The organism is Micromonospora sp. LZ37, from assembly GCF_059359015.1.
The window spans coordinates 403,314-428,793 of record NZ_JCADBL010000002.1 but is presented as its reverse complement, the minus strand read 5'-3'; the positions used below and the strand labels follow the sequence as shown (position 1 = coordinate 428,793).

The following is a 25,480-nucleotide window of genomic DNA, read 5'->3' as shown; positions in this document are numbered from 1 at the left end:
GGCCGCGTTTGTCGCGCCAGCCGCCGGGTAGCCACCGGCGACCGTGCCGCGCCGCAGTGTCGCCACCGGCGGCCGTGCCGCGCCCCGACTGCGGAGGACAGACATGATGGGACCCGGTGACTTCGGCTCCGACCCGTGGGACGAGTTCCTGGCCCGGTACTTCGGCCGGGGTGAGGGCGGACGCCGACCGGCCCACCGGGTCGACATCACGCGGCTGATGACCGCCGACGCCCGCGAGATGCTGGCCGACGCGGCCCGCCGGGCCGCCCAGAAGCACAGCAACGACCTCGACACCGACCACCTGCTCTGGGCGGCGTTGCAGCGCGAGCCGCTGCGCGACCTGGTACGCCGGGCCGGCGCCGACCCGGACGCCCTGGTCAACGCCCTCGGCGGGCGGGGCGACGGGGCGCCCCAGGGGGAGGTGCCGCCGAACCTGTCGCTCACCCCGGCCGCGAAGCGGGCCCTGCTCGACGCCCACCAGCTGTCCCGGGCGATGGGGGCGAACTACATCGGCCCCGAGCACATCCTGATGGCGTTGCCGCTCAACCCGGAGTCCCCGGCCGGCCGGATGCTCGCCGCCGGCCGGATCCAGCCGGAGGCGTTGCAGGCGGCCAGCGCGGAGCGCGGCCCGATGCCCGGCCCGAAGCCGGACCGCGGCACCCCCACCCTCGACCAGTACGGCCAGGACCTCACCGACCTGGCCCGGGCCGACCAGATCGACCCGGTGATCGGCCGCGCCGACGAGATCGAACAGGCGGTGGAGATCCTCTCCCGCCGGACCAAGAACAACCCGGTGCTCATCGGCGAGGCCGGCGTCGGCAAGACCGCCATCGTGGAGGGGCTGGCCGAACGGATCTGCGACGGCGACGTGCCGCAGACCCTGCTCGGCAAGCGGGTGGTGCAACTCGACCTCGCCGGCCTGGTCGCCGGCACCCGCTACCGGGGCGACTTCGAGGAACGCCTGAAGAAGGTGATCGAAGAGATCCGGGCGCACCGGGACGAGCTGATCATCTTCCTGGACGAGATCCACACCCTGGTCGGCGCCGGCGGCGCGGGCAGCGAGGGCGGCATGGACGCCTCCAACATGCTCAAACCCGCCCTGGCCCGCGGCGAGCTGCGGGTGATCGGCGCGACCACGCTCGACGAGTACCGCAAGAGCATCGAGAAGGACGCCGCGCTGGCCCGCCGGTTCCAGCCGGTGCTGGTGCCCGAGCCGAGCGTCGAGGACACCGTGACCATCCTGCGCGGGCTGCGCGACCGGTACGAGGCGCACCACCAGGTCCGCTTCACCGACGAGGCGCTGGTCGCCGCCGCCGAGCTCTCCGACCGGTACGTCACCGACCGCTTCCTGCCGGACAAGGCGATCGACCTGATCGACCAGGCCGGCGCCCGGGTCCGGCTGCGCACCCGCACCCCCGCCGCCGACGTGCGGGAGCTGGAGCAGCAGCTCGACGAGGTACGCCGGGACAAGGAGCAGGCCGTCGCCGACGAGCAGTACGAGCGCGCCTCCGCGCTGCGCGACCGGCTCGCCGAGCTGGAGGAGCAGGTCCGCCGCGCGCACGGCGACGACGGCCCGAACCAGGTGCCCTCGGTCGGCCCGCAGGAGATCGCCGAGGTGGTCTCCCGGGCCACTGGCATCCCGGTCAGCCAGCTCACCGAGGAGGAGCGCGACCGGCTGCTGCGCCTGGAGGCCCAGCTGCACGCGAAGGTGGTCGGCCAGGACGACGCGGTCACCGCGATCGCCGAGGCGGTACGCCGCTCGCGTACCGGCCTGGCCGACCCGAACCGGCCGATGGGCAGCTTCCTCTTCCTCGGCCCCACCGGCGTCGGCAAGACCGAGCTGGCCCGGGCCCTGGCCGAGGCGCTCTTCGGCGAGGCCGACCGGATGATCCGGGTGGACATGAGCGAGTTCCAGGAGCGGCACACCGTGGCCCGGCTGGTCGGGGCACCCCCCGGCTACGTCGGTTACGAGGAGGCCGGCCAGCTCACCGAGGCGGTGCGCCGCCGCCCGTACGCGGTGGTGCTGCTCGACGAGATCGAGAAGGCCCACCCGGACGTGTTCAACATCCTGCTCCAGGTGCTCGACGACGGCCGGCTCACCGACAGCCAGGGCCGGACCGTCAACTTCAAGAACACCGTACTGATCATGACGAGCAACCTCGGCTCGGAGCTGATCACCGGCAGCCAGCGCAGCGTCGGTTTCGGCGTCGGCGAACCCGGCGAGCAGCGGGAGTCCGACGAGCTGCGCGAGCGGCTGATGCGCCGGCTCCAGGAGAACTTCCGCCCGGAGTTCCTCAACCGGATCGACGAGACGATCATCTTCCGCCGGCTGGAGGCCACCCAGCTGCGCCAGATCACCGAGCTGCTGCTGGAGGAGACCCGCCGCCGGCTGCACGCCCAGGACATCCAGATCGAATTCACCACGGCCGGCGTGGACTGGCTCGCCGAGCACGGCTACCAGCCGGAGTTCGGGGCGCGCCCGTTGCGCCGGACGATCCAGCGGGAGGTGGACAACCGGCTCTCCCGGATGCTGCTGGAGAACCAGATCTCACCCGGCCAGAAGGTCACCGTCGACGCGCGGGACGGACAGCTCGCCTTCGACGTGGCCGCCGGTGAACGGGGCTACACCCCGGCCACCACGTCCCATCCCCGATGAGCCGGAGGGCGGACATGACCGAACCGGAGGAGACCGAGGAGAACGCCGAACGCAGCGAACGGATCGTCGCCCCGCCGACGGCGAACCCGGCCCGGGTGAAGGTGCCGCCGGAGGGCCTGAAGCAGCAGACCGACGACGGGGACCCGGGTTGGCCCGGGTCGCCGGAAGAGGAGGCGTGATGGTACGCGAGCAGCGAATCGACCCCGAGGTCGAGGTGATCTGGGACGACTTCCACGCCGAGGTGAACGTCCCCTCCGAGCAGCTGCGGCAGTGGCTGCTGACCCGGGGCTCCGGTGAGGAGGCGTTCGGCCCGAACCCGGACATGGACCTGCCGGAGCCGGGCCGGCAGATCCTGCGGGTGCTGAGCAAGCGCAAGGTGGACCTCACCCCGGAGGACATCGAGGTGATGCGGGAGGCGATCGACCGGATTCGGTCCCTGTCGGCGGAGAAGCCACGCCGGGGCAACGCCGACGACGAGTGGCGGCACTCCCTGCTCGATCTGGGCCACGACGTCCTCGTCGAACGCTGAGCCCGCCGCCGGAGACCACGAGGGTGCCGTCACGCAGGACCGTGACGGCACCCTCGTGGTCTCTCGGTCATCGGCCCTGGTCGGACTCCAGGCTGCCGATGGTGAGGCCGGCGGCGTCCGCGGCGGCCTCCCGGTTGGCGCGGGTCCGCTCCTCGCGGGTGACCAGGTTGACGTACTCGGCGATGTCCGCGGGATCGGGGACCTGGGGCAGGCGACGCAGGAAGGTCTCCACGTCGTGGGCGGCGGCGGTGTGCGCGGAGGCCGCCTGCCGGAGGATCTCCCGGTCGTCGGCGGCGGGGTAGAGGTCGGTCATGTCCGCCAGATACCCGGCCGGCGACGGTTCGCACCGTCACCGGCCGGGCATTACCGGCCGAGGTGGGTCAGCCGGCCACGGTGAGCCGCCACCGCTGGTTGGCCGCGCCGCCGCAGCTCCACTGGATCAGCAGCGCCCCGTCGGCGGTGGAGTTGCCGTTGACGTCGAGGCAGAGCCCGCTGTGCCGGGCCTTCAGTTCGTACACCCCGGTGGTGGTCGTCGCGACGGCCTGCCACTGCTGGCTGGTGGCCGTGCCGCAGGTCTGCTGGACCACCTGGGCCCCGCCGGCGGTCGAACCGCCGGCCACCGCCAGGCACTTGCCGCTGTGCACGGCCCGCAGCGTGACCGCGCCGCCGCCGGCGTCCACCGCCTGCCACTTCTGGTTGGCGCCGCCCGTGGCCGTCCACTGGTGCACGACGGCTCCGTCAGCGGTGGACACCCCGTTGACGTCGGCGAGCTTGCCGCTGTGCTGGGCGGTCAGCGTGTACGTCTTCCCGGCGATCCCGGTCGGGGCGGTACCCACCCCCGCCCCACCGAAGGCCATCGAGTCCAGGTCGAAGGAGTTGTTCTGGCCGGACTTGAAGACCAGGTAGAGCTTGTGCGTGCCGGCCAGCGCCGCCACGTTCACCGCCGGCTGCTGCTGGTAGCTGTCCCAGCCGCCGGTGTTCGGCACCGCCTGGGTGGCGAGCAGTTGCCCGGTCGGCGAGTCGGCCCGCAGCTCGATCGTCCCGCCCCCGTACGGCGAGGAGACGCGGAAGCTGACGGTGTTGATCCCCTGCACGCTCATCGGGTCGAACATGATCCAGTCGCCGTTGCTGATGTCGCCGATGCGCTTGCCGCTCTCCGCGCCGGCCTGGTCGATCACCCGGATCCCGGACTGGCCGGTGAAGAACTCGGCCTGCTTGTGCTTGGGTTGCAGGACCGCCTTGCCGTAGCCGGTGAGCGCGGCCACGCCGTTGGCGCCCTTGTCCTGGTAGCGGGCGTTCAGTACGTAGAACAGGTTCGCCCCGTCGGGGTGGCCGCCGAGCAGTTCGGTGTTGATCGTCCCGCTGCAGCCGGCGTAGTCGGTGGTGCCGTGCTCGTGGTCGTCGTGGCCGAGCGCCGGGTTGAGCAGGACCTTGGTGCAGTCGATCGTGCCGTCCTCCGGGTCGGTCACGGTCACCGTGTAGGCGACCTGCTGGCCGAAGTCGAGCATCCCCCCGTTGGGCGGACCGGTGATGGTCACTGTCGGGGCGGTGTTGCCCACGGTGATCGGGACGTTGGCGAAGGAGCTGCGCCCGGTGTTGTCCCGGACCGTCAGCTTGGCGGTGAAGTTGCCGTTGGTGGTGTAGGTGTGCGACGGGTTCGCCGCCGTCGAGTCGGTGCTGCCGTTGCCGTCGAAGTCCCAGGCGTAGCTGATCGTGTTGCCCGGATCCGGGTCGGCGGAGCCGGCGCTGGAGAACTGCACGGTCAGCGGGGCCTTGCCGTTGGTCGGCGTGCCGCTGGCCTTGGCCACCGGCGCCCGTCCGCCCCGCACGTAGTCGATCCGGTAGAGACCGGAGTCGTTGTTGCCGCCGCCGAAGTTGGAGCCCCACTCCAGCAGGTAGAGCGAGCCGTCGGGGCCGAACCGCAGGTCCATGGGCTTGACGAAGTTGCCGGCGGGCAGGAACGGGTTGATCTTCACCAGTGCGCCGGCGTCGTCGAAGTGGATCTCCTTGAGGTAGTTGCGGGACCACTCGTAGAAGAAGTGCACCCGGTCGTAGTAGGCGGGGAACTTCGTCGGCGACGGGTTGGCCGCGTCGTACCGGTAGATCGGGCCGCCCATCGGCGCCGACCCGCCGGAGCCCAGCTCGGGGAACTGCGCCGAGGCGCCGTAGCCGTACCAGATCTGCGGCTGCACCAGGGGCGGCAGGGTGGTCAGGCCGGTGTTGTTGGGGGAGTTGTTCACCGGTCTGGCGCAGTCGAACTTCGCGCCGACCACGCCGGTGTCCGGGTTGTACGGCGCGTACGGCTGGTTGTCGCCGTGGCAGAACGGCCAGCCGAAGTTCCCGGCCTGCTTGATGACGTTCAGCTCCACCAGGCCCTCCGGGCCCCGGTTGGTGGTGGGCCCGCCCCGGTCGGGCCCGTAGTCGGCCAGGTTGACCCAGCCGTTGACCGGGTCGACGGAGAACCGGAACGGGTTGCGGAAGCCCATCGCGTAGATCTCCGACCGGGTCTTCGCCGTGCCCGGGGCGAAGAGGTTCCCACTCGGCACGGTGTACGTGCCGTTCGACTCCGGGTGGATCCGCAGCAGTTTGCCCCGCAGGTCGTTGGTGTTGCCGGCGGAGCGGGCCGCGTCCAGGAAGCTCTTGCCCGGCCGCCAGTCCAGCGGCGCGTACCCCTGCCAGGCCGGGTCGTAGTTGGGCGGGCTGTCGTCGCCGGTGGACAGGTAGAGGTTGCCGCCCGGGCCGAAGGCCAGGTAGCCGCCGGTGTGGCCGGGCTCGGGGTGGGTCCGGTCCCGGTAGGCCGGAACGTCGAGCAGCACCTTCTCGCTGGCGAGGTCGAGGCTGTCTCCGATCATCGTGAACCGGGACAGCCGGTTGATGTCGGTCGCGCTGGCCTGCGGCGAGTAGTAGAGGTAGATCCACTTGTTGGTACCGAAGCCGGGGTCCAGAGCCATGCCGACCAGGCCGTCCTCGCCGCCGGTGTAGACCGGCAGGGTGCCGGCGGTGACGGTGGCGCCGGTGGCCGGCTTGACGATCTTCACCTGGCCGCCGCGCTGGACGTAGAAGACCCGGCCGTCGGCGGCCACGTCGACGGCCATCGGGTCGACGGTGTTCTGGTCCAGCGACACCTTCTCGAAGTTGCCCCAGACGGTGCCGCCGCAGTCCCCGGCGGCGACCCCGGCCGCCCACTGCACCCCGCCGAGGACGTGCTGGCGGAAGAACGGCTCGGTGTAGGCGCCCTTGGGGTGGCCCATCGCGGTGGTCCAGACCCGTGCGGCGCCCACTTCGCGGCACCAGGAGATCGGGTGGTCCGCACCCATCGCCCGGCTGCCCGGGTCGTACGTCCGCTCGTCGGCGGTGACCAGGACGTGCACGTCACCGCGGGGGTTGGCGTCGAAGTTGTACCACTCCTCGCTGCGCTGCCAGCGTTGCGGCAGCCCGGTCGTGGAGGGGTGCGCCCCGTCGGCGACGTGGGCGGTGCCCGGCAGCACGCCGGGGGAGTGCTCGGGCATGTGCGCGCTGGCGTTGACCAGGTCGTCCCACCAGGGGAAGGAGCCCTCGATGCCCATGTCGGTGGCGTTGTGGATGGCGGCGACGCCGCCACCGCCGGCCACGTAGTCCTGCAGGGCCTGGCGCTGGGCGTCGTTGTCCCACACCATGCCGGAGGTCTGGAACATCACCACCACGTCGAAGGTCGCCAGGTTGGCCGGGGTGAAGACGGTGGAGTTCTCCGAGTGCACCACGGTGAACCCGTGCTGGGCGGCGAGCTCGTTGAACATGGCGATGCCGTCGGGAATGGAGTCGTGCCGGTAACCGGCGGTCTCGCTGAACAGCAGCGCCCGGAACGGCGCCGCGGCGGCCGTGGCCGGGCCGGCCGGCGCGACGAACAGGGACAGCAGCAGTGCGTACAGGGCGCCCAGGATGAGGTGTCGGCGGCGCATGCCGTCTCCTTTCGGGAGATCACGGTGCCGGGTCCCGCCCGGGCGAAGGCCGGACGGAGGGCTGCGACGCGCCGCCGAATGGGGTCACCCCCGCGCTCGCCGGTGCCGCCGGCCGCACCGGCCGTCGTCACCTCCTGCTCTGCGGCCACCGTGCGCCTCAAATTGACGCTCGTCAACGCGTATTTCAGCAATTGTGAAATCGCCATAAATATGGCCGGAAATGCGGATCGGCGTGGTCGCCCGACCGGCGGGGCCGCGCCCCGGCGGTTCTCGGCCGCGCTGGTCGGTCAGCCCGTGGGCGCCGCCGACCGGCTGAGCAGTGCCTGCAGGAACGCCAGCCCGGCGGTCGCCAGCTGGTCCTGGGTGGGCGCCAACGGACGCCAGATCGCCGCCGCCGTGGCGATCGTGCGGTTCTCCGCGGTGAACGACTCGATGCAGAGCGGCCCGGCGTAGCCCACGTCGTGCAGGGCCGCCACGATGCCGGTCCAGTCCAGGTGGTCGTTGCCGGGCGCGCCCCGGTCGTTGGCGCAGACCTGGACGTGGGCCAACCGGTCGCCCGCGGTGCGGATCGCGGTGGGGATGTCGCGCTCCTCGATGTTCATGTGGAAGGTGTCCAGGGCGATGCCGGCGCCCGGCAGGCCGTCGACCACCTCCAGGGTCTGTTCGGCGGTGTTGAGCAGGCTGGTCTCGAACCGGTTCAGCGGCTCCACCGCCAGCGTGACGCCCTGCCCGGCGGCCTCCTCGGCCAGCGGTCGCAGCCTGTCGCGCAGCCGTCGTACGGTCGCCGCCCGCTCGTCGGGGTCGAGCCGCCACGTCCGGCCGACCGGGGCGTAGATCGGGCCGGCGACCACGCGGGAGCCGATCCGGGCCGCCGCCCGCACGCAGTAGCGCAGGTAGTCGCCGGTGCGCCGGACCACATCCTCGTCGTCGACGACCAGGTCGCGCTCGGGCGACATGGCCGCGCACACCGTCGCGGTCAGCCCCAGGTCGTCCAGGAGAGCCGCGGTGGTGTCCGGGTCCCAGTCGCCCGGGTTCTCGATGGGCAGTTCGATGGTGTCGAAGCCCCAGCCGCGGATCCGCGGGGCCAGCTCGGCCAGCCGGGCGTCGGTCAGCGGGGAGACCCAGATCCAGGTGTTGGCGCCGAGGCGATGCACGCCGCGCTCCTCACAGCTCGTCGGTGCGTACCCCGGCGGGACCGCCGGGGCCGGGTCGCCGGTGCGGGACCGGCCCGGCCGGTCCCGCACCCGGCGGGCTACTGGTTGCCGCCCCAGTCCTGCGGGAAGCCGGGCATCTTCTCGCAGCCGCAGAGCGCGTAGTGCAGCGGCGGCAGTTGCGGCAGCACGTACTGCCCGAGGTTGTCCTGGGTGATGGTCGGCTGGGGGAGCACCCACTCCTTCGGCACCTGCTTGCCGGCGAGGATGTCCAGGGCCGCCTGGATCGGGGTACGCCACTGGTAGGTCGGGTAGGTCGGGGCGATCGCGGTCAGCTTCTTCTCCTGCCAGAGCCGCAGGAAGTCCTGCTGGTCCTCGCCGGTGACCACCGGCGCCGGCTGGCCGGCGTCCTCGAACGCCTCGACCGCCGCGACCGAGGTGGCCCCGGCGTCCATCCAGACGCCGTCGATGCTGCCGTAGCGCTCCAGGTAGTCGTTGACGATGGTCTTCACCTTGGCCGCGTCGCCGTCGGTGAACTCGACCCCGACCACGTTCACGTCCGCCTTGTCGAAGACCACCTTCGCCGCCGACCAGCGGGTCTCCAGCACGTCCACGCCGGGCAGGATGCGCAGGGCGAGGATCCGGCCGTTCTTCTTGACCTTGTCGGTCAGGAACTCGGCGGCGGTGGCCCCGAAGGCGTACCCGCCGATCGGGTGGATGAAGGTCACCGGGCAGTCGGTGTTGACGCCCCGGTCGAAGACGATCACCGGCAGGCCGGCCCGGCACGCCTTCTCGACCGCGGGGGTGAGCGCGGCGGTGGTGTTCGGCGAGACGATCAGCGCGCTGCACCTGCGGCTCGCCAGCAGGCCGTCGATGTCGCTGATCTGCTTGTCGTCCTTGCCCTCGGCGTCCACCGCGGTCAGCGCGGCGATCTCGGGGTGCTGCTTCGCCTCGGCCTGCATGGTGGTCCAGCCGACCACCCGCCACGGGTTGTTCACCCCGGCGTTCGAGAAGCAGATGGTGTGCTTGCCGGACTTCTTGAACTTCGCGGTGTCGGTGAGCTGCGGGTTGATCGCCTGCAACCAGGGCTGGTCGGCCGGCCCGGTCGGGGGGGTCGCCCGTTGGGCGATCTGCTCGTCGTAGTCGGCCTGGACGAAGAACGACGACTGCTGCCCGGTGCCGCTGCCGGCCGGGCCCTCGTCGTCCTCCGGGGCGGTCGAGGTGCAACCGGCGGCGGCGACGAGGACGGTGACGCCACCGACGGCCAGCCGGGTCCGTATTGGAGGTCTCATGGGCTTCTCCTCACGACGGTTCTCGGGCGCGGCGTCAGCCGGACCGGCGCAGCCGGTGGGCGGCGTACGCGGCCGCGCCGATGATGATCAGGCCCTGCACCGCGTCGCGCAGCGACTTGGCCAGGCCCAGGAGGTTGAGCAGGGTGAACACCGATTGCAGGGTGAGCGCGCCGGCGAGGGCGGCGCCGACGCTGCCGCGACCCCCGCCCAGCACCGCGCCGCCGAGCACGACGGCGGCGATCGCCTGGAACTCGTAACCCACGCCGGCCTCGGCGGTGACGCCGGTGAAGCCGCCGAGCAGGATCCCCGCGACCACGGCGGCGAGACCGGAGATGACGAACGCGACCGTCCGCACCCGACGGACGTCCACCCCGGACAGGGCGGCGGCGCGCGGATTGCCGCCGGCGGCGTAGACCTGGTGGCCGAAACGGCTGTGCGACAGCAGCAGCCACAGCCCGACGCCCACGGCGGCCAGGATCAACACCGCGTACGGCAGCTGGCCCAGACCGGGCAGCTCGATGCCGAAGCGGCCGAACTGCCGGAAGTTGTCGGCCAGCGACCCGCGCGGGGCGCCGCCCGACCAGAGGAAGACCGCGCCGTTGAGCACCAGCAGCATGCCCAGCGTGGCGATGAAGGACGGCACCCGCAGCCGGGTGGTGACCAGTCCGTTGACCAGGCCGACCCCGGCGCCCGCGGCGAGCAGCAGCGGGATCAGCCACCAGGTGGCCGTCGGATCGCCGTCGGAGAGCCGGGCGGCCACCACCACCACGGCGGTGACCAGCGCGCCGACCGAGAGGTCGAACTCGCCGGCGATGATGACGAAGACCTGCCCGGCGGCGAGCACCGCCAGCGGGGCGCAACGGCGCAGGAAGGCCAGGAACGGGCCCGGTTCGACGAAGGTCGGGTTGCGCCAGGCGATCAGCACGATCACCACGGCGAGCACCAGCCAGATCGGCGGGACCGCGCGCAGCAGTCGCCGGACCCGCGCGCCGGCGCGCTCCGCGGCGGGCCCGGTCGGCGGGGCCACGGTGGCGGTCATCAGAAGCTCCCCTCGCCGCGCCGGCTGCGCGCCGCGTAGAGCGCCACCGCGCCGACGATGATCACGCCCCGGATCAGGGTCTTGAGGAAGGCGTTCACCTCGAACTCGTTGAAGACCTGGTCGATGACGGCCAGGATCAGCACCCCGGCGAGGGTGCCGGCCACGCTGCCCCGCCCGCCGGCCAGCGCGGTCCCGCCGACCACGGCCGCGGCGATCGACTCCAGGTCGTAACCGCCGTCGGGGCCGACCCAGGGCGCGCCGGAGCGCAGCCGGCTGACCAGGAACAGCCCGGTCAGCACGGCGGTCAGGCTGCACAGCACGTGCGCGGTGACGACCACCCGGTCGGTACGGACCCCGGACAGCCGAGCCGCCTCGGCGCTGCCGCCCACGGCGTAGAGGTGGTAGCCGAAGCGGGTGCGGCGCAGCAGGTACCAGGCGAGGGCGACCACCGCCAGCAGCAGGAGCACCGCGACCGGCACCGGTCCGAGCGCCTGGTAGCCCAGCCCCTGGAACTGCCGGGGCACCGCGCCGGTGAAGTTGGTGAAGAGCGCGTTGAGGATGCCGCTCATCACCAGTGAGGTGCCCAGGGTGGCGATGAACGCGTTGACCCGCAGGCCGGTGACGATCAGCCCGTTGACCAGCCCCACCACGACCCCCAGCACCAGGGTGACCGCGACGCCGAGCGCCATCCGGTCGGGGTCGCCCTGCATCACGAAGGACGCGCCGACCGCGGTGACGCTGACCATGTACGCCACCGACAGGTCCAGCGAGCCGCCGATCAGCACGATCGTCTGGCCGACCGCGACCAGCCCCAGCGCCACCGACCGGACCGCCATGTTCTGCAGGTTCTCCACCGTCATGAACTGGCCGCCGTTGAGCTCCACCAGCAGCCAGGCCACCGCGAAGACCCCGCCGAAGACCAGCCAGACCGGCGCGCTGGAGGCGGCGGCGGTGTCCAGGGGCAGGCCGGCCCGGGCGGGCCGTCGGGCCGTCGTCGAGGCGGTCACGCGGCACCGCCCGCACCGGTCGCGCCCACCGCGGCGGCGCGGCGGTCGGGCTCACCGGTGGCCAGCAGCATGATCTCCGCCTCGCTGGCCCCGGCCGGCAGTTCACCGGCGACGGTGCCCTCGCGCAGCACCACGATCCGGTCGGCCATCCCGATCACCTCGGGCAGTTCGGAGGAGATCATCAGGATCGCGGTGCCGGCGTCGGCCAGTTCCCGCATCAGCTCGTGGATGCTGGCCTTCGCGCCCACGTCGACGCCCCGGGTCGGCTCGTCGAAGATCAGCACCCGCGCGCCGGTGGCCAGCCACCGGGCGAGCACCACCTTCTGCTGGTTGCCACCGGACAGGTAGCGGACCTCCCGGGCGGTGGAGCCCCGCAGCCCCACCCGGTCGAGCAGGTCGCCGAGCCCGACCCGGCGCACCGCCCGGCGTCCCAGCGCGCGGACGGCGAGCAGGCTGTTGTCGCGTACCGACAGTTGCAGCACCAGCCCCTCGGTCTTGCGGTCCTCGGTGAGCAGGCCGACGCCGCTGCGGATGGCGTGCCGGACCGAGCGCAGCCGGCGTACCCGCCCGTCCAGCTCCACCCTGCCGCTGGCCATCCGGGTCGCGCCGAAGAGCAGGCGGGCCAGTTCGGTGCGGCCCGACCCGGCCAGCCCGGCCAGCCCCACGATCTCGCCGGCGCGCAGGTCGAGGTCGATGTCGTGCAGCGGCCCGGCGCCGGCCCCGCGCAGGGCGAGCCGGACCGGCCCGATCCGACCGGGCGCGGCCCGGGGCGGGTAGTAGTGGTCCAGCTCGCGTCCGACCATCAGGTGCACCAGCGCCCGGGTGTCCACCTCGGCGGTGCGTACGGTGGCCACCCGTCTGCCGTCCTTGAGCACGGTGATCCGGTCGGTGAGGTCGAAGATCTCCTTGAGCCGGTGGGAGATGTAGAGGACGGTCAACCCGTCGGCGCGCAGCCGGCGGATCCGCTCGAACAGGGTGTCCACCTCGTGCGGGGAGAGCGCCGCGGTCGGCTCGTCGAGCACCAGCAGCCGCGGCGCGTAGGAGAGCGCCCGGGCGATCTCCACCAGTTGCTGCTGCGCCACCGGCAGCCGGCCGACCAGGGCCCGCGGCGAGATGAGGTCGTCGGCGCGCAGCGTGGCCAGCAGCCGGGTGGCGGCCCGGTCCATCGCCGTGCGGTCCACGGTGAACCGGCGGCGGGGCTCGCGGCCGAGGAAGATGTTCTCCGCCACCGTCCGGTCGGGCAGCAGGTTGAGTTCCTGGTGCACGATGCTCACGCCGGCGGCCAGGGCCTGGCGGGGGTGGTGGAACCGGACCGGCGTGCCGTCCAGTTCGATCCGCCCGGCGTCCGGCTGGTGCACCCCGACGAGGATCTTCATCAGGGTCGACTTCCCGGCGCCGTTCTCGCCCATCACGGCGTGGATCTCGCCGGGGAGGCACTCCAGTCGCACGTCATCCAGGACCGGTACGCCGAAGAAGCTCTTGCTGATGCCGTGCATGCCGAGCAGGCTCGGCCCTCGCGCTCCGTTGTCATCCGTCATCCGCGTCACCTCGGGGGGATCGACGACCGTGACATCGAACATAGGGAGGCGTGAACGCCGTGTAAAGCAAAAGTTAGGCCCGAACGCTCAATACTTTTGCAGTTCTGACCGAAAGTACCGCTCGGTCGAGAGAAAGAAATCCGGGTTCGTCCACGCTGGACCGGCTATGTGGCCGCCGGGGCCACCCGCAACACCCGCCGCGCCGCCCCGGGGCGGGCGGCCGCAGCGTCCGGGTCAGACGCCGGTCGGTTGCCGCACCCCGAACGCCGGGTTGCGCAGCAGCCAGGCCAGATAGGCCGGGTGCGCCGCCAGCGAGTCCGTGTACGCCGCCAGCGCCGTCTCCAGCACCAGCTCGGCGACCCGGGCGGCGGCGGAGTCCGGGTGCCAGCCCAGCAGCAGCCGCCAGCGCAGCGGCGTGCCGGCCAGCCGGCGGGTGACCAGGCCCGTCACCGGGCGGAAGGTGGCCTGGCACAGCGCCACCGCCTCGCCGGCGTCGACCAGGTCCACACAGCCGCGCACGTCCGTCTCGTACACCTTGCGGGGGGTGAAGCCGGCGCGCGCGCAGGCGGCGGCGAAGCAGTCGCCGAAGCAACCGTCGCCGGGCGCGGCCACCCACTGCTCGCGGCGCAGCTCGGCCAGGCCCACCTCCTCGCGGTGGGCCATCGGGTGGGCCGCCGGCAGCAGCACCAGCACCGGGTCGACCGCCACCTCCCGCCAGCAGAGCCCGAACTCCGCCGACCCGGTGGCGTCGCCGCAGACCCCGGTGAGGGCGAAGTCGAGCCGGCCGCCGGCGACCAGCGCGCCCAGCTCGTCGGCGGACCAGGAGGCGAACGTGGTGATCTGGGCCTGCGGTTGCTCGGCGGCGAGCCGGTGCACCAGCCGGCCGAGGATCGGGCTGTTCACCCCGCCGAACCGGTAGCGGCCCAGGGTGTCGTCCGCCCCGGCCAGCCGGGCCGCCTCGTCCTGCAGGCCCTTCATCGCCGGCAGCAGCACCCGGGCGCGGGCGAGCACCAGCTCACCGAGGGCCGTCGGCCGGGCGCCCCGGCGGTCCCGTTCGAACAACGGACCGCCCAGCGTCCGCTCGATGCGCTGCAGCTGAGCGGTCAGGGCCGGCTGGGCCAACCCGAGGGTCGACGCCGCCTTGGTCACGCTCCCGGTCTCGGCGATCGCGCAGACCACCCGCAGGTGCCGCAGCTCCAGGTTCATACCGTGACGGTAGGACCACCCGCGACCCGGCGGAAGGCCCCGAACGGATCGGCGTACGACGATGTCTTGCTTCCGCTCAGTCGCGCGGCTGCCGCTTCAGGTCCGCCAGGTACGTCCGCCGGCCGGTCACCGCGTCGCGCACCTTGTCCACCACACCCACCGCCGGCTCGACGATCCGGTTCCACGGCGGGGTGGCCGGGGTGGCCGGGTGCGGCCGGGTCGGCGCCGCCTCCTCGGCGATCTCCCAACGGTTGCCCAGCCGGATCAGCTCGGCGTCGCTGGCCACCGCGCGCAGCGGGGTGATCAGCGCCGACACCGCCGCGACGTGCCGGCGTACCCGATCGGCGACCTCGGCCAGCGTCTCGTCGTCCGGACCGGTCAGCGCCTTGAGCGCGGTGAGCAGGGCGGCGTCGGTCTCGATCACCCGGTCCACCCGGTCGGTCTCCGCCGGCAGCGCGGCCCGGGCCGCGGGGAGCAGGTACTGCTCCTCGGCGGAGAGGTGCCGGGACACCGCGGCGGTGAGCACCTCCACCACCGCCCGGCGTCGCTCGGCGGGCAGGTCCGCCTCGGTGGCCTGGTCGGCGAGGCGGAGCAGTTGGTGGTGCTCGGCGTCGGCGATGTCGGCCATGCTGCGGCCGCCGGGCCGGTAGGCGTCGTCGGCGGTGGGCGGCAGCGGCGGCAGCGGGACGGTCATGGTGCCCTCCTCGACGGGCGGCCGCAGCGGGGGTCGGCGGCCGGGGACCAGGGCGGTGCGGGGACGCCAGCGCGGTACCCGTACCCGAAGATCACGAAACTCCGGCGGCGGGCGACCGGCGGGCGCACCGCGCCGGGCGGGCCGTCGCCGCGGCGCCGCCGGCTGGTAGAAAGAGGCGGTGACGAGCGACCACGCCTCCGCCCGGCCCGACCCCACCGACGAGGTCGTGGAGCTCTGCCGCGACCTGCTCCGGATCGACACCACCAACACCGGCGACAACGCCACCAGCGCCGGGGAGCGCCGCGCGGCGGAGTACGTCGGGGAGAAGCTCGCCGAGGTCGGCGTCGAGTCGCGGCTGCTGGAGTCCGCGCCCGGCCGGGCCAACCTGGTCGCCCGGATCCCCGGCGCCGACCCGGGGCGGGGCGCGCTGCTGGTGCACGGCCACCTGGACGTGGTCCCGGCCGACGCGGACGAGTGGTCGGTGCACCCGTTCTCCGGCGAGCTGCGCGACGGCTACCTCTGGGGCCGGGGCGCCATCGACATGAAGGACTTCGACGCGATGGTGCTGGCCGTGGTGCGGCACTGGCAGCGCACCGGCGTCCGCCCGCCGCGCGACATCGTGCTGGCGTACACCGCCGACGAGGAGGCCGGCAGCGACTACGGCGCGCACTTCCTCGCTCAGCGGCACCGGGAGCTCTTCGACGGCTGCACCGAGGCGATCGGCGAGGTGGGCGGCTTCTCCTACTCGATCAACGAGAGCCAGCGGCTCTACCTGATCGAGACGGCCGAGAAGGGCTTGGACTGGCTGCGGTTGCACGCCAAGGGCCGCCCCGGGCACGGCTCGTTCATCCACGACGACAACGCGGTGACCGCGCTCGCCGAGGCGGTCGCCCGGATCGGCCGGCACCGCTTCCCGATCACCGTCACCCCGACCGTGCGGGCCTTCCTGGAGGAGGTCTCCGACGTGCTCGGCGTGGAGCTGGACCCGGACGACCCGGAGACGGCGATCGCCAAGCTCGGCCCGATCGCCAACATCATCGGCGCCACCATCCGCAGCACCGCCAACCCGACCCGGCTGGCCGCCGGCTACAAGGACAACGTCATCCCCGGCCGGGCCACCGCCACCATCGACTGCCGCAGCCTGCCGGGGCAGTCGGAGATGCTGGAGCGGCAGCTGCGCGAGCTGGTCGGCCCGGACATCGAGATCGAGTACATCCAGCGCCAGCCGGCCCTGGAGACCACCTTCGACGGTGACCTGGTCGACGCGATGTCGGCGGCGCTGCGCGCGGAGGACCCGGGCGCCCGGCCGGTGCCGTACATGCTCTCCGGCGGCACCGACGCCAAGGCCTTCTCCCAGCTCGGCATCCGCTGCTTCGGCTTCGCCCCGCTGCGGCTGCCGGCCGACCTCAACTTCTCCGCCCTGTTCCACGGCATCGACGAGCGGGTGCCGGTCGACGGACTACAGTTCGGCGTGCGGGTCCTCGACCGGTTCCTGCGCGACTGCTGACGGCGCCGGCGCGGACCCACCCTCCCCATCGCGAAAGGGACTACCTCATGACCGACCAGCACGGTGAGCTGGACGCCGCCCTGGAGCGGGTGATCGACGCGGCCCGGGCCCACCTGGCTGCGGTGCGCGCCGCCCAGGGCCGGATCGACGACGACGACGTCTGGCAGGCGTACGTCGCGTTGAACAACGCCTCGTACGCCTACGACGAGCAGTTGCTGGACGCGTTCGGTGAGGTCACCCCGTGGGACGTCGAGTCGATCGACCCCGACGAGGCCGACGAGCGCTTCGGCGGGGTCGAGGACGTGGAGGCCACCGACCCGCACCCGGCCGTCATCTCGGTGCGCCAGCGCCGCGACTACCGGGTGCCCAGCGTCTCGGCGCTGATCCGGGTCGCCGAGGTGGCCCGGCGCGAGGGCACCCCGGAGGAGGACGAGCCGGCCCCGGTCGAGGGCGTCGGCGAGGCGGTGCTGGAGCTGCTGCAGAGCGGCGACGGCTCGCTGAGCGCGCTGGACGTGCCGGAGCTGGAGCCGCTGGACGGCGTGGTGATGGTCAGCGAGGTGGGCACCCCCGTCGACCTGGAGTCCTTCGACGACGACGACCCGGTCGGCCCGTTCCAGCCGGCCGCCGACGACCGCCTCGTCGGTCGGCTCGACGAGCACCCGTTCCTCGACGTCGACGCCGAGCACGACCACGCCGGGCACCAGCACTAGGCCGCGTCACCCCGGGGCCCGACCGTCCGGCCGGGCCCCGGGGCCGCCGGCTCGTTCCCGGGTACGCCGCGCGGCGTACCCGGTCGCCGTCAGTAGGACAGGCCCGGCTGCGGCTGGTTCACCCGACGGCGGCGCAGCACCACCTTGCGCGTGCCGTCCCGGAACAGCTGCACCCGGGCCAGTTCCCAGCCGGAGAACTCCGCCTGGATCGCCAGCTGCGCCGCGGCGGTCAACCGGTCGACGTTCGGCGGCAGCCGCAGCGGCGCGTATTCGTAGTCCATGGACCTATGCTGCCCAGCCCGGACGCGGCGCGCCACCCTCCGGCGGGTGACCCGTGCCGCTGTCCCCGCCGCGACCGGCGGCGTCCCGGGCGGGACGTCGGGTTTCCGCCCGGTCGGCCACAATGTTCCCCGGACGACCGCCCCCGGCGGTCGACGACGGGGAGGTGGGCCGGTGCCCGGAGCGTGGGACCAGATCAGCCGGTTGACCGCGACCGCGGCGCAGCGGGCGCGCACCGTCCGCGACCGGGCCCGCGAGCTGCGCGAGGAGTTCCGCACCAGCGACGAGCCGGAGCGGCTGCTGGTGGCGCCGCTGGTCCCCGGGCAGGAGGTCCGGTACGTCGGGCTGACCGGGATCAGGACCCACGAACTCCACCGGCTGGGCGCGCAGTTCGCCGACCGGATGGGCGACGAGTTCGCCGAGGTGATGGACCCGCGGATGCTGTTCGGCCTGCTCCAGATCGCCAACCCGGTCGCCTGGGTCGACGCGGTGATCGCCCCGGTTCGGATGGTCGCGCAGGTGCTGATGCTGCCCGCCAACGCCGCCGCCGCGGCCACCCTCGCGGCGCTGCCCGGCCCGGACGAGCCCGCGGCGGCCGGTGCCGCACCGGACCGGGCGGCCCCGTCGCGCCGGCCGTTGCCGCTCACCCCGGAGCAGGAGGCGTTCCGGGCGGCGTTCCGGCTCAGCCGCTACCGCCCGCTGGCCGACCAGCTCGCCGAGATCGCCTACCGGCGGCGGTACGTCTTCAGCGGCGAGCTGGCCAGTCTCGCCGGCAGCCTGCTGCTCTGCCTGGAGCGCTACACGGGCACCCCGCTCGCGGTCACCGACACCCACCTGCATCTGCTGCGGATGGGGATGCGCCCGGACGCGGACAAGCCGGACCACCGGCGTCCCCGGCTGCTGTGGAGCGTGGACCGGCGCCGGATCGTCCGGATCGACTGCCACTACGGCGCCACTCGGATGATCCAGTTCCCGATCACCGTCGTCTTCGACGACGGCTCCTGGATCCGGGTGCTCAACCCGGCGCACCGGGAGGACCAGAACCGGTTCGTCGCCGCGGTGCGCGGCATCCCCGGGGACCGTCGGGGATGACCGGGCCGGCCGGTCGCCGACGCGGGGCGGGTCAACCCTCCCGTTCGGGATAGCCCACCGGCACCGCCGAGACGTCCTCCAGCGCGGTGGTGATCTCCTCGGGCAGGGTCATCCGCTCCACCTGGAGCGCGCCGAGCAGCTGCCCCACCGTGCGGGCGCCCAGGATCGGCGCGGTCACCCCGGGCCGGTCCCGGATCCAGGTCAGCGCCACCTCCAGCGGCGAGACGCCCAGCCCGCCGGCGGCGATGGCCACCGCCTCGACGATGCTGGAACAGCGCGGCTCCAGGTAGGTGGCGACGAACCGTTCGAAGTGCGCGGAGGCGGCCCGGGAGTCCGCGGGCCGGCCGTGCCGGTACTTCCCGGTCAGCACCCCCCGCCCCAACGGGGACCAGGGCAGCACGCCCAGCCCGAGCGCCGCGCAGGCCGGCAGCACCTCCCGCTCCACGCCCCGCTCCAGCAGCGAGTACTCCACCTGCGCGGCGACCACCGGGGCCCGCCCCGGCCAGGCCGCCTGCCAGGCCGCCGCCCGGGCGGTCTGCCAGCCGGAGAAGTTCGACACCCCGACGTAGCGGACCCGGCCGCTGGACACCGCGTGGTCCAGCGCCGCCAGGGTCTCCTCCAGCGGGGTGTCCGGGTCGTACCCGTGCACCTGCCACAGGTCGACGTGGTCGGTGCCGAGCCGGCGCAGCGAGGCGTCCAGGGTGCGCAGCAGGTGCCCGCGCGAGCCGTCCCGGCGCCGGCCGCTGCCCGGCCGCAGCCCCGCCTTGGTGGCGATCAGCACGTCGTCGCGGGGCACCAGGGTGCCCAGCAGCGAGCCGAGCACCGACTCGGCGTCGCCGTCGCCGAAGACGTCGGCGGTGTCGACCAGGTTGCCGCCCGCGTCGAGGAAGCTCTTCAACTGGGCGGCCGCGTCGTCGGCGTCGGTGTCCCGGCCCCAGGTCATGGTGCCGAGCGCGAGCCGGGAAACCGCCAGCCCGCTTCGGCCGAGCGGTCGCTGTTGCATGGGTGAACCTTATTTCGAAACCCGCCGTCACCGACATCCTCGCTCCCGTCAAGTTCCCGTCCCCCTCCCGCCTGGGGCGACGCGGGCGGGGTGAGCCGGTGATCGGCGCCACCGCCGCCATTGCGTACCCTGATGCGACCTGTGGTGCGGATGGGGAGGATCCAGTGCGACTAGGGCTCAGTCTCGGATACCAGACGGCGTGGAGCACACCCGCCGACCACCTGGCGCTTGCCCAGGAGGCGGACCGGCTCGGCTACTCGGTGGTGTGGGCGGCGGAGGCCTACGGCTCCGACTCGCCCAGCATGCTGGCCTGGATGGCCGGGCAGACCGAACGGATCGACATCGGCGCCGCGGTGATGCAGATCCCCGCCCGCACCCCGGCGATGACCGCGATGACGGCGGCCACCATCGACGCCCTCTCCGGTGGCCGGTTCCGGCTCGGCCTCGGCGTCTCCGGCCCGCAGGTCTCCGAGGGCTGGCACGGCGTCCGGTTCGCCAAGCCGCTCGCCCGCACCCGCGAGTACGTGGACATCGTCAAGCTGGCCGTGGCCCGCAAGGAGGTCGCGTACGACGGCGAGCACTACACGCTGCCGCTGCCCGACGGCCCCGGCAAGGCGCTGCGGCTGGGCTTCCACCCGCCCCGCGAGCACATCCCGATCTACCTGGCCGCCGTCGGCCCGAAGAACCTGGAGCTGGCCGGCGAGATCGCCGACGGCTGGCTGGCCGTCTTCTACGCCCCGGAGTTCGCCGAGGAGCAGCTCGCCTCGGTGCGCGCCGGTCGGGCCCGGGCCGGCAAGGAGCTGGCCGGCTTCGACGTGGTCCCCTCCGTGCCGGTGGTGGTCGGCGACGACGTCGCCACCTGCGCCGAGCTGGTCCGCTGGTACGCCGCGCTCTACGTCGGCGGCATGGGCAGCCGGCAGCAGAACTTCTACAACCAGCTCGCCACCCGGATGGGCTACGGCGACGCCGCCCGTGAGGTGCAGGACCTCTACCTGGCCAAGCGGCAGCGCGACGCCGCGGCGGCGGTGCCGATGGAGTTCATCGACCGCACCTCGCTGCTGGGCCCGAAGGAGCGCATCGCCGAGCGACTGCGGGAGTACGCCGCCGCCGGCGTGACCACCCTGTCGGTGACCCTCTTCGTCGCCGACCGGGACAGCGGCGTGCAGACCCTGCGGACGGTGGCCGAGGCGCTCGACCTCTCCGGGGTCGGCGAGTGACCTGGATCGAAGCCATCGTCCTGGGCGTCGTCCAGGGGCTCACCGAGTTCCTTCCGGTCAGTTCGTCGGGGCACCTGCGGATCACCTCGGCGATCTTCTTCGACCGGGACGCCGGCGCCTCGTTCACGGCGGTGACCCAGCTGGGCACCGAGGCGGCGGTGCTCATCTACTTCGCCAAGGACATCTGGCGGATCACCCGTACCTGGCTGCTGGGCCTGCGGGACCGCTCGGTGCGGTCCAGCCTCGACTACCGGATGGGCTGGTACGTCATCGTCGGCTCGATCCCCATCGGGCTCTTCGGCTTCCTGTTCAAGGACCAGATCCGCACCGCGGGCCGCAACCTGTGGGTGGTCTCCACCACCCTGATCGTCTTCGCCTTCGTGCTGGCCTTCGCCGAGTACTGGGGTCGGCAGACCCGCACCCTGGAGAACTTCCGGATGCGCGACGGCATCGTCATGGGCTTCGCCCAGGCGATGGCCCTGGTCCCGGGGGTGTCCCGCTCCGGCGGCACGCTCACCGCCGGCCTGCTGCTCAACCTGACCCGGGAGGCGGCGGCGCGGTACTCGTTCCTGCTGGCCATCCCGGCGGTGGTGATGTCCGGCATCTTCAGCGTCGGTGACGTGTTCGAGCCGGCGGCGCCGGGCACCTCGGTGCCCAGCGTGGCGCAGATGATCGTGGCCACGGTGATCGCCTTCGCCATCGGCTACGCGGCCATCGCCTGGCTGCTGCGCTACGTCGCGCACCACACCCTGTACGTCTTCGTGCTCTACCGGGTGGCGCTCGGCACCCTGGTGCTGGCGCTGCTGCTGACCGGCACGATCAGCGCCACCTGAGCCGTACGACCAGCCCGGCCCCCGACACCCCCGGTGCCGGGGGCCGGTGCGCGTCCGGCCTGCCCCTAGGGTGGTGTCCGTGGCGACCCTTCTGCTTCTGCGACACGGCCGGACGACGGCGAACGCCGACGGGGGGCTGGCCGGCCGCCAGCCGGTCGAGCTGGACGACACCGGCCGGGCCCAGGCGACCGCGGTCGGCGAGCGGCTGCGCGCGGTGCCGCTGGCCGCGGTGGTCAGCAGTCCGCTGATCCGCTGCCGGCAGACCCTCCAGCTGGCCCTGCCCGGCGTCGAGCCGGTCCTGGAAGAGGGGCTGATCGAGTGCGGCTACGGCAGCTGGGAGGGGCAGCCGTTGAAGAAGCTGGCCAAGGAGCCGCTCTGGCCGGTGGTGCAGCAGCACCCCAGCGCCGCGGTCTTTCCCGAGGGGGAGGCGATGGCGGCCATGGCGGCGCGGGCGGTCGCCGCGGTCCGCTCCTGGGACGCCCGGGTCACCGCCGAGCACGGCCCCGAGGCGGTCTGGCTGGCGTGCAGCCACGGCGATGTGATCAAGGCCATCGTCGCGGACGCGCTCGGCGTACACCTGGATCTCTTCCAGCGCATCGTCGCGGACCCGGCGTCGGTCACCGCGATCCGCTACACCCCGTTGCGCCCCTTCCTCATCCGCCTCAACGACACCGGGGGCGACCTGGTCGGCCTGGTGCCGCCGGTGCGCAAGCGGCGCCGCCGGGCGACCGGCGCGGCCGATTCCGACGCCGCGGTCGGCGGTGGCGCGGGCGCGACCCGGTGAGTCGGCGCCGCCACGCCGGGCGGGGACGCCGCGGGCCGCGGCGTTTCGCCCTCGGCTTATTCGGCGTCGGTGCGGTGCGCGACGCTTCCACGGGCCGGATAGGGTCGTGGGTATGACCCACCAGGTGCACGCCTTCGAGCCGCCGGAGCGGTTCGTCGCCGGGACCGTCGGGCCACCGGGGGAGCGGACGTTCTTCCTCCAGGCGCGCGGCGGCGGCCGGCTGGTCAGCGTCGCGCTGGAGAAGGTGCAGGTGTCGCTGCTCGCCGAGAAGCTGGAGGAGCTGCTCACCGAGGCGCAGCGCCGGTTCGGCGTCGACCTGCCGGAGCCCCCCGCCGCCGTCGGCGACAACGACCCGCTGGACACTCCGGTGGACGAGGAGTTCCGGGTCGGCACCCTCGGGTTGGCCTTCGACGTCGACACCGCCACGGTGGTGATCGAGGCGATCGCCGCCGGTGAGGCGGAGGTCGAGGTCGAGCTGGACGACGACGAGGACGACGAGGACGACGACGAGGAGCCGGACGAGGACCTCGACCGGCTCCGGGTGCGGCTTACCCCCGAGGCGACCCGCGAGTTCATCGAGCGGGCCAAGCGGGTGGTCAACGCCGGGCGGCCCCCGTGTCCGCTCTGCGGCCAGCCGCTCGACCCCGCCGGCCACCTCTGTCCCCGGCACAACGGCTACCACCGGTGACCTCGTCGGAGTTGCAGCGCCGGGACGGCAGCGCCGCGCTCCGGCTGTTGCGCGACGGTGAGCTCACCCTGGAGGGGCGGCTGGTCGACGCCTCCAACACCACCCTGCGCGGGATCCTGACCCTGGACGGCGCGTCGGCCCGGTGCGTCTACAAGCCGGTGCGTGGCGAACGCCCGCTCTGGGACTTCCCCGACGGCACCCTCGCCGGCCGGGAGGTGGCCGCCTATCTCGTCTCGCGGGCCACCGGGTGGGACCTGGTGCCGCCGACCGTGCTGCGCGACGGCCCGTTCGGCCCGGGCTCCTGCCAGCTCTGGATCGACGAGCCGTCCGACGCCGAGCCGCTGGTCGGGTTCGTGCCCGCCCAGGAGGTGCCGCCGCGCTGGTTCCCGGTCGCCGCGGCCCGCGACGACGACGGCGCCGCGTACGCCCTGGCGCACGCCGACGACCCGCGGCTGGCCCGGCTGGCCGTCCTCGACGCGGTGCTCAACAACGCCGACCGCAAGGGCGGCCACGTGCTGGTGGGGCCGGACGACCGCCTCTACGGCGTGGACCACGGCGTCTGCTTCCACGTGGAGGAGAAGCTGCGGACGGTCCTCTGGGGCTGGGCGGGCCGCCGGCTGCCGCCGGACGCGGTGGAGATGCTCGACGCGCTCGCCGGTCAGCTCACCGGGGAGCTGGGCGCGGAGCTGGCCGAGCACCTGACGATCGGCGAGATCGCCGAGCTGGCCGCCCGGGTGGACCGGCTGCGCGCCACCGGCAGCTACCCGCTGCCGCCGCAGGAGTGGCCGGCGATGCCCTGGCCGCCCATGTGAGCCGTTGTCACGTTGATCACCCGGGAGGCGGCTCCCCGCGGCCTGACGGCTCGTTAGGCTGGCGTTCATGGAGTCTTGGGCGGGACATGAGGTGCCACGGCTGCCGGGCGACGGGGTGCCTCTGAGGTTGTACGACTCGGCGCGGCGTGGCGCCCACCCCAGCCGGCCGGGAAGCACGGCGAGCATGTACGTCTGCGGCATCACCCCGTACGACGCCACCCACCTGGGCCACGCCGCCACCATGATCACCTTCGACCTGGTGCAGCGGATGTGGCGCGACGCCGGGGTCACGGTGCGTTACGTGCAGAACGTCACCGACATCGACGACCCGCTGCTGGAGCGGGCCGCGCGCGACGGCGAGGACTGGAAGGTCCTGGCGATGCGCGAGACCGCGCTGTTCCGGGAGGACATGGAGGCGCTGCGGATGATCCCGCCGGCGCACTACGTGGGCGCGGTGGAGTCGATCCCGGACATCGCCGAGAAGGTCCTCGTCCTGCTCAAGGACGGCGCCGCGTACCGCCTCGACGACGGCACCGGTGACGTCTACTTCGACACCGCCGCCGCGCCGCAGTTCGGCTACGAGTCCCACCTGAGCCGCGAGCAGATGCTGGAGATCTTCCCGGAGCGCGGTGGCGACCCGGACCGGGCCGGCAAGCGCGACCCGCTGGACCCGCTGCTGTGGCGGGGCGCCCGCGAGGGCGAACCCTCCTGGCCCGGCGGCGAGCTGGGCGCCGGCCGCCCCGGCTGGCACATCGAGTGCGCGGTGATCGCGCTGAACCTGCTCGGCGACCGGATCGACGTGCAGGGCGGCGGCAACGACCTGCTCTTCCCGCACCACGAGTACTCCGCCGCGCACGCCGAGCGGCTGACCGGCCAGGCCCCCTTCGCCGACCACTACGTGCACGCCGGCATGATCGGCCTGAACGGCGAGAAGATGTCGAAGTCCAAGGGCAACCTGGTCTTCGTGTCCCGGCTGCGGGCCGACCAGGTCGACCCGATGGCCGTCCGGCTCGGGCTGATGGCCGACCACTACCGCGGCGACCGCACCTGGACCGACGAACTGCTCGCCGCGGCGCAGGAGCGCCTGGCCCGCTGGCGTCGGGCCGCCGCCGCCCCCGCCGGGCCGTCCGGGGCGGAGCTGCTGGCCGGGGTACGCGACCGGCTCGCCGACGACCTGGACACCCCGGGTGCCCTCGCCGTGGTCGACGCCTGGGTCGACCGGGTCCTCGCCGACGGTGGTGACGACCCGGGCGCTCCCGCGCTCTTCGCCGACACCGTGGACGCGCTGCTCGGCATCCGCCTCTGAGCCCGCCCGGCGGCGCCCGGGCGGTGTCGCCTGGGCGGTGTCGCCGGCCAACCGGCGCGGCTCGACCCGGGTGACCTCCGGACACGCATGATCGGGTCGCGTTTCCCGACACCGGACACGGCGTGTCGTGTCAGAAGACGCGACCTGATCATGGAGTGGGGTGGCGGCTAGGGCCTGTTTCAGAAGTGGCAGGACTGAG

23 protein-coding genes are annotated in these 25,480 nt (G+C 73.2%); 12 read left to right on the top strand and 11 right to left on the bottom strand.

What is annotated here, in order from left to right:
- Positions 1-103 precede the first annotated feature (103 nt).
- The 3 genes from AC5L3Z_RS06060 to AC5L3Z_RS06050 are packed head-to-tail and all read left to right on the top strand — an operon-like array spanning position 104 to position 3,185.
- Positions 104-2,656 carry an ATP-dependent Clp protease ATP-binding subunit gene (locus AC5L3Z_RS06060; protein WP_494840173.1) on the top strand — a complete coding sequence of 851 codons (2,553 nt, stop codon included), beginning with the start codon at positions 104-106 and terminating at the stop codon, positions 2,654-2,656.
- Positions 2,657-2,670: 14 nt separating this feature from the next.
- Positions 2,671-2,835 carry a hypothetical protein gene (locus AC5L3Z_RS06055; protein ID WP_494840171.1) on the top strand — a complete coding sequence of 55 codons (165 nt, stop codon included), beginning with the start codon at positions 2,671-2,673 and terminating at the stop codon, positions 2,833-2,835.
- The gene (locus AC5L3Z_RS06050) at positions 2,835-3,185 is read left to right on the top strand and encodes a DUF3140 domain-containing protein (RefSeq protein WP_494840169.1); all 351 of its coding nucleotides are present in this window, start codon (positions 2,835-2,837) and stop codon (positions 3,183-3,185) included. The genes AC5L3Z_RS06055 and AC5L3Z_RS06050 overlap by 1 nt, the downstream gene beginning before the upstream one ends.
- A 67-nt stretch (positions 3,186-3,252) precedes the next feature.
- Here the strand turns inward: AC5L3Z_RS06050 and AC5L3Z_RS06045 are convergent, their stop codons facing one another.
- The 9 genes from AC5L3Z_RS06045 to AC5L3Z_RS06005 form a co-directional block, all read right to left on the bottom strand.
- The gene (locus AC5L3Z_RS06045; protein WP_334530299.1) at positions 3,253-3,498 is read right to left on the bottom strand and encodes a hypothetical protein; all 246 of its coding nucleotides are present in this window, start codon (positions 3,496-3,498) and stop codon (positions 3,253-3,255) included.
- Positions 3,499-3,565: 67 nt separating this feature from the next.
- Positions 3,566-7,123 (bottom strand): ThuA domain-containing protein, encoded by a 3,558-nt coding sequence (locus AC5L3Z_RS06040; RefSeq protein WP_494840167.1) that lies wholly within the window; start codon positions 7,121-7,123, stop codon positions 3,566-3,568.
- Between the two features lie 287 nt (positions 7,124-7,410).
- The gene (locus AC5L3Z_RS06035; protein WP_494840165.1) at positions 7,411-8,277 is read right to left on the bottom strand and encodes a sugar phosphate isomerase/epimerase family protein; all 867 of its coding nucleotides are present in this window, start codon (positions 8,275-8,277) and stop codon (positions 7,411-7,413) included.
- A gap of 98 nt (positions 8,278-8,375) precedes the next feature.
- Entirely contained in the window at positions 8,376-9,566 is a 1,191-nt protein-coding gene (locus AC5L3Z_RS06030) for an ABC transporter substrate-binding protein (RefSeq protein ID WP_494840164.1), read from the bottom strand.
- A gap of 34 nt (positions 9,567-9,600) precedes the next feature.
- A complete protein-coding gene (locus tag AC5L3Z_RS06025) occupies positions 9,601-10,605 on the bottom strand; it encodes an ABC transporter permease (RefSeq protein WP_494840163.1) in 1,005 nt (334 codons plus the stop codon).
- Positions 10,605-11,612, bottom strand: a complete 1,008-nt coding sequence (locus tag AC5L3Z_RS06020) for an ABC transporter permease (RefSeq protein ID WP_494840162.1) — start codon at positions 11,610-11,612, stop codon at positions 10,605-10,607. The genes AC5L3Z_RS06025 and AC5L3Z_RS06020 overlap by 1 nt, the downstream gene beginning before the upstream one ends.
- Positions 11,609-13,150: a sugar ABC transporter ATP-binding protein gene (locus AC5L3Z_RS06015; RefSeq protein ID WP_494840161.1), complete on the bottom strand. Its 1,542-nt coding sequence runs from the start codon at positions 13,148-13,150 to the stop codon at positions 11,609-11,611. The genes AC5L3Z_RS06020 and AC5L3Z_RS06015 overlap by 4 nt, the downstream gene beginning before the upstream one ends.
- Positions 13,151-13,384: 234 nt before the next feature.
- Positions 13,385-14,356 carry a LysR family transcriptional regulator gene (locus tag AC5L3Z_RS06010; protein WP_494840160.1) on the bottom strand — a complete coding sequence of 324 codons (972 nt, stop codon included), beginning with the start codon at positions 14,354-14,356 and terminating at the stop codon, positions 13,385-13,387.
- A gap of 76 nt (positions 14,357-14,432) precedes the next feature.
- Positions 14,433-15,050, bottom strand: a complete 618-nt coding sequence (locus AC5L3Z_RS06005) for a hemerythrin domain-containing protein (protein ID WP_494840159.1) — start codon at positions 15,048-15,050, stop codon at positions 14,433-14,435.
- Positions 15,051-15,228: 178 nt separating this feature from the next.
- On the opposite strand from AC5L3Z_RS06005, the gene AC5L3Z_RS06000 reads away from it, so the two are divergent.
- Both AC5L3Z_RS06000 and AC5L3Z_RS05995 read left to right on the top strand, forming a co-directional pair.
- On the top strand, positions 15,229-16,557 hold the full coding sequence (locus AC5L3Z_RS06000; RefSeq protein ID WP_494840157.1) for a M20/M25/M40 family metallo-hydrolase: 1,329 nt from the start codon (positions 15,229-15,231) through the stop codon (positions 16,555-16,557).
- Between the two features lie 47 nt (positions 16,558-16,604).
- The gene (locus tag AC5L3Z_RS05995; protein ID WP_494840155.1) at positions 16,605-17,267 is read left to right on the top strand and encodes a hypothetical protein; all 663 of its coding nucleotides are present in this window, start codon (positions 16,605-16,607) and stop codon (positions 17,265-17,267) included.
- An 89-nt stretch (positions 17,268-17,356) separates the two neighbouring features.
- Here the strand turns inward: AC5L3Z_RS05995 and AC5L3Z_RS05990 are convergent, their stop codons facing one another.
- On the bottom strand, positions 17,357-17,548 hold the full coding sequence (locus tag AC5L3Z_RS05990) for a DUF5703 family protein (RefSeq protein WP_088646215.1): 192 nt from the start codon (positions 17,546-17,548) through the stop codon (positions 17,357-17,359).
- A 172-nt stretch (positions 17,549-17,720) separates the two neighbouring features.
- Here AC5L3Z_RS05990 and AC5L3Z_RS05985 point away from each other — a divergent pair, with 172 nt between their 5' ends.
- Positions 17,721-18,638 (top strand): hypothetical protein, encoded by a 918-nt coding sequence (locus AC5L3Z_RS05985; protein WP_494840154.1) that lies wholly within the window; start codon positions 17,721-17,723, stop codon positions 18,636-18,638.
- Between the two features lie 31 nt (positions 18,639-18,669).
- On the opposite strand, the gene AC5L3Z_RS05980 is transcribed toward AC5L3Z_RS05985, so the two are convergent.
- A complete protein-coding gene (locus AC5L3Z_RS05980; RefSeq protein ID WP_334530336.1) occupies positions 18,670-19,641 on the bottom strand; it encodes an aldo/keto reductase in 972 nt (323 codons plus the stop codon).
- 164 nt (positions 19,642-19,805) lie between these two features.
- On the opposite strand from AC5L3Z_RS05980, the gene AC5L3Z_RS05975 reads away from it, so the two are divergent.
- From AC5L3Z_RS05975 to mshC, 6 genes are all read left to right on the top strand, one after another.
- Positions 19,806-20,858: an LLM class F420-dependent oxidoreductase gene (locus AC5L3Z_RS05975; protein WP_334530339.1), complete on the top strand. Its 1,053-nt coding sequence runs from the start codon at positions 19,806-19,808 to the stop codon at positions 20,856-20,858.
- Positions 20,855-21,691, top strand: a complete 837-nt coding sequence (locus tag AC5L3Z_RS05970) for an undecaprenyl-diphosphate phosphatase (protein ID WP_334530341.1) — start codon at positions 20,855-20,857, stop codon at positions 21,689-21,691. The genes AC5L3Z_RS05975 and AC5L3Z_RS05970 overlap by 4 nt, the downstream gene beginning before the upstream one ends.
- Positions 21,692-21,761: 70 nt before the next feature.
- Positions 21,762-22,475: a histidine phosphatase family protein gene (locus AC5L3Z_RS05965; RefSeq protein WP_494840153.1), complete on the top strand. Its 714-nt coding sequence runs from the start codon at positions 21,762-21,764 to the stop codon at positions 22,473-22,475.
- 112 nt (positions 22,476-22,587) lie between these two features.
- Positions 22,588-23,163, top strand: a complete 576-nt coding sequence (locus tag AC5L3Z_RS05960) for a DUF3090 domain-containing protein (RefSeq protein ID WP_334530347.1) — start codon at positions 22,588-22,590, stop codon at positions 23,161-23,163.
- Positions 23,160-23,975, top strand: a complete 816-nt coding sequence (locus tag AC5L3Z_RS05955) for an SCO1664 family protein (RefSeq protein WP_494840152.1) — start codon at positions 23,160-23,162, stop codon at positions 23,973-23,975. The genes AC5L3Z_RS05960 and AC5L3Z_RS05955 overlap by 4 nt, the downstream gene beginning before the upstream one ends.
- Positions 23,976-24,042: 67 nt before the next feature.
- A complete protein-coding gene (gene mshC / locus AC5L3Z_RS05950; protein ID WP_494840150.1) occupies positions 24,043-25,281 on the top strand; it encodes a cysteine--1-D-myo-inosityl 2-amino-2-deoxy-alpha-D-glucopyranoside ligase in 1,239 nt (412 codons plus the stop codon).
- The last annotated feature ends 199 nt before the right edge of the window (positions 25,282-25,480 follow it).

Bases quoted from the DNA above. Each gene is read 5' to 3' on its own strand.
- AC5L3Z_RS06030 (WP_494840164.1), bottom strand. From the start codon at position 9,566: ATGAGACCTCCAATACGGACCCGGCTGGCCGTCGGTGGCGTCACCGTC.
- mshC (WP_494840150.1), top strand. From the start codon at position 24,043: ATGGAGTCTTGGGCGGGACATGAGGTGCCACGGCTGCCGGGCGACGGG.
- AC5L3Z_RS06055 (WP_494840171.1), top strand. From the start codon at position 2,671: ATGACCGAACCGGAGGAGACCGAGGAGAACGCCGAACGCAGCGAACGG.
- AC5L3Z_RS06005 (WP_494840159.1), bottom strand. From the start codon at position 15,050: ATGACCGTCCCGCTGCCGCCGCTGCCGCCCACCGCCGACGACGCCTAC.
- AC5L3Z_RS06025 (WP_494840163.1), bottom strand. From the start codon at position 10,605: ATGACCGCCACCGTGGCCCCGCCGACCGGGCCCGCCGCGGAGCGCGCC.
- AC5L3Z_RS06040 (WP_494840167.1), bottom strand. From the start codon at position 7,123: ATGCGCCGCCGACACCTCATCCTGGGCGCCCTGTACGCACTGCTGCTG.
- AC5L3Z_RS06045 (WP_334530299.1), bottom strand. From the start codon at position 3,498: ATGACCGACCTCTACCCCGCCGCCGACGACCGGGAGATCCTCCGGCAG.
- AC5L3Z_RS06010 (WP_494840160.1), bottom strand. From the start codon at position 14,356: ATGAACCTGGAGCTGCGGCACCTGCGGGTGGTCTGCGCGATCGCCGAG.
- AC5L3Z_RS06060 (WP_494840173.1), top strand. From the start codon at position 104: ATGATGGGACCCGGTGACTTCGGCTCCGACCCGTGGGACGAGTTCCTG.
- AC5L3Z_RS05990 (WP_088646215.1), bottom strand. From the start codon at position 17,548: ATGGACTACGAATACGCGCCGCTGCGGCTGCCGCCGAACGTCGACCGG.
- AC5L3Z_RS05980 (WP_334530336.1), bottom strand. From the start codon at position 19,641: ATGCAACAGCGACCGCTCGGCCGAAGCGGGCTGGCGGTTTCCCGGCTC.
- AC5L3Z_RS05960 (WP_334530347.1), top strand. From the start codon at position 22,588: ATGACCCACCAGGTGCACGCCTTCGAGCCGCCGGAGCGGTTCGTCGCC.
- AC5L3Z_RS06015 (WP_494840161.1), bottom strand. From the start codon at position 13,150: ATGACGGATGACAACGGAGCGCGAGGGCCGAGCCTGCTCGGCATGCAC.
- AC5L3Z_RS06050 (WP_494840169.1), top strand. From the start codon at position 2,835: ATGGTACGCGAGCAGCGAATCGACCCCGAGGTCGAGGTGATCTGGGAC.
- AC5L3Z_RS05995 (WP_494840155.1), top strand. From the start codon at position 16,605: ATGACCGACCAGCACGGTGAGCTGGACGCCGCCCTGGAGCGGGTGATC.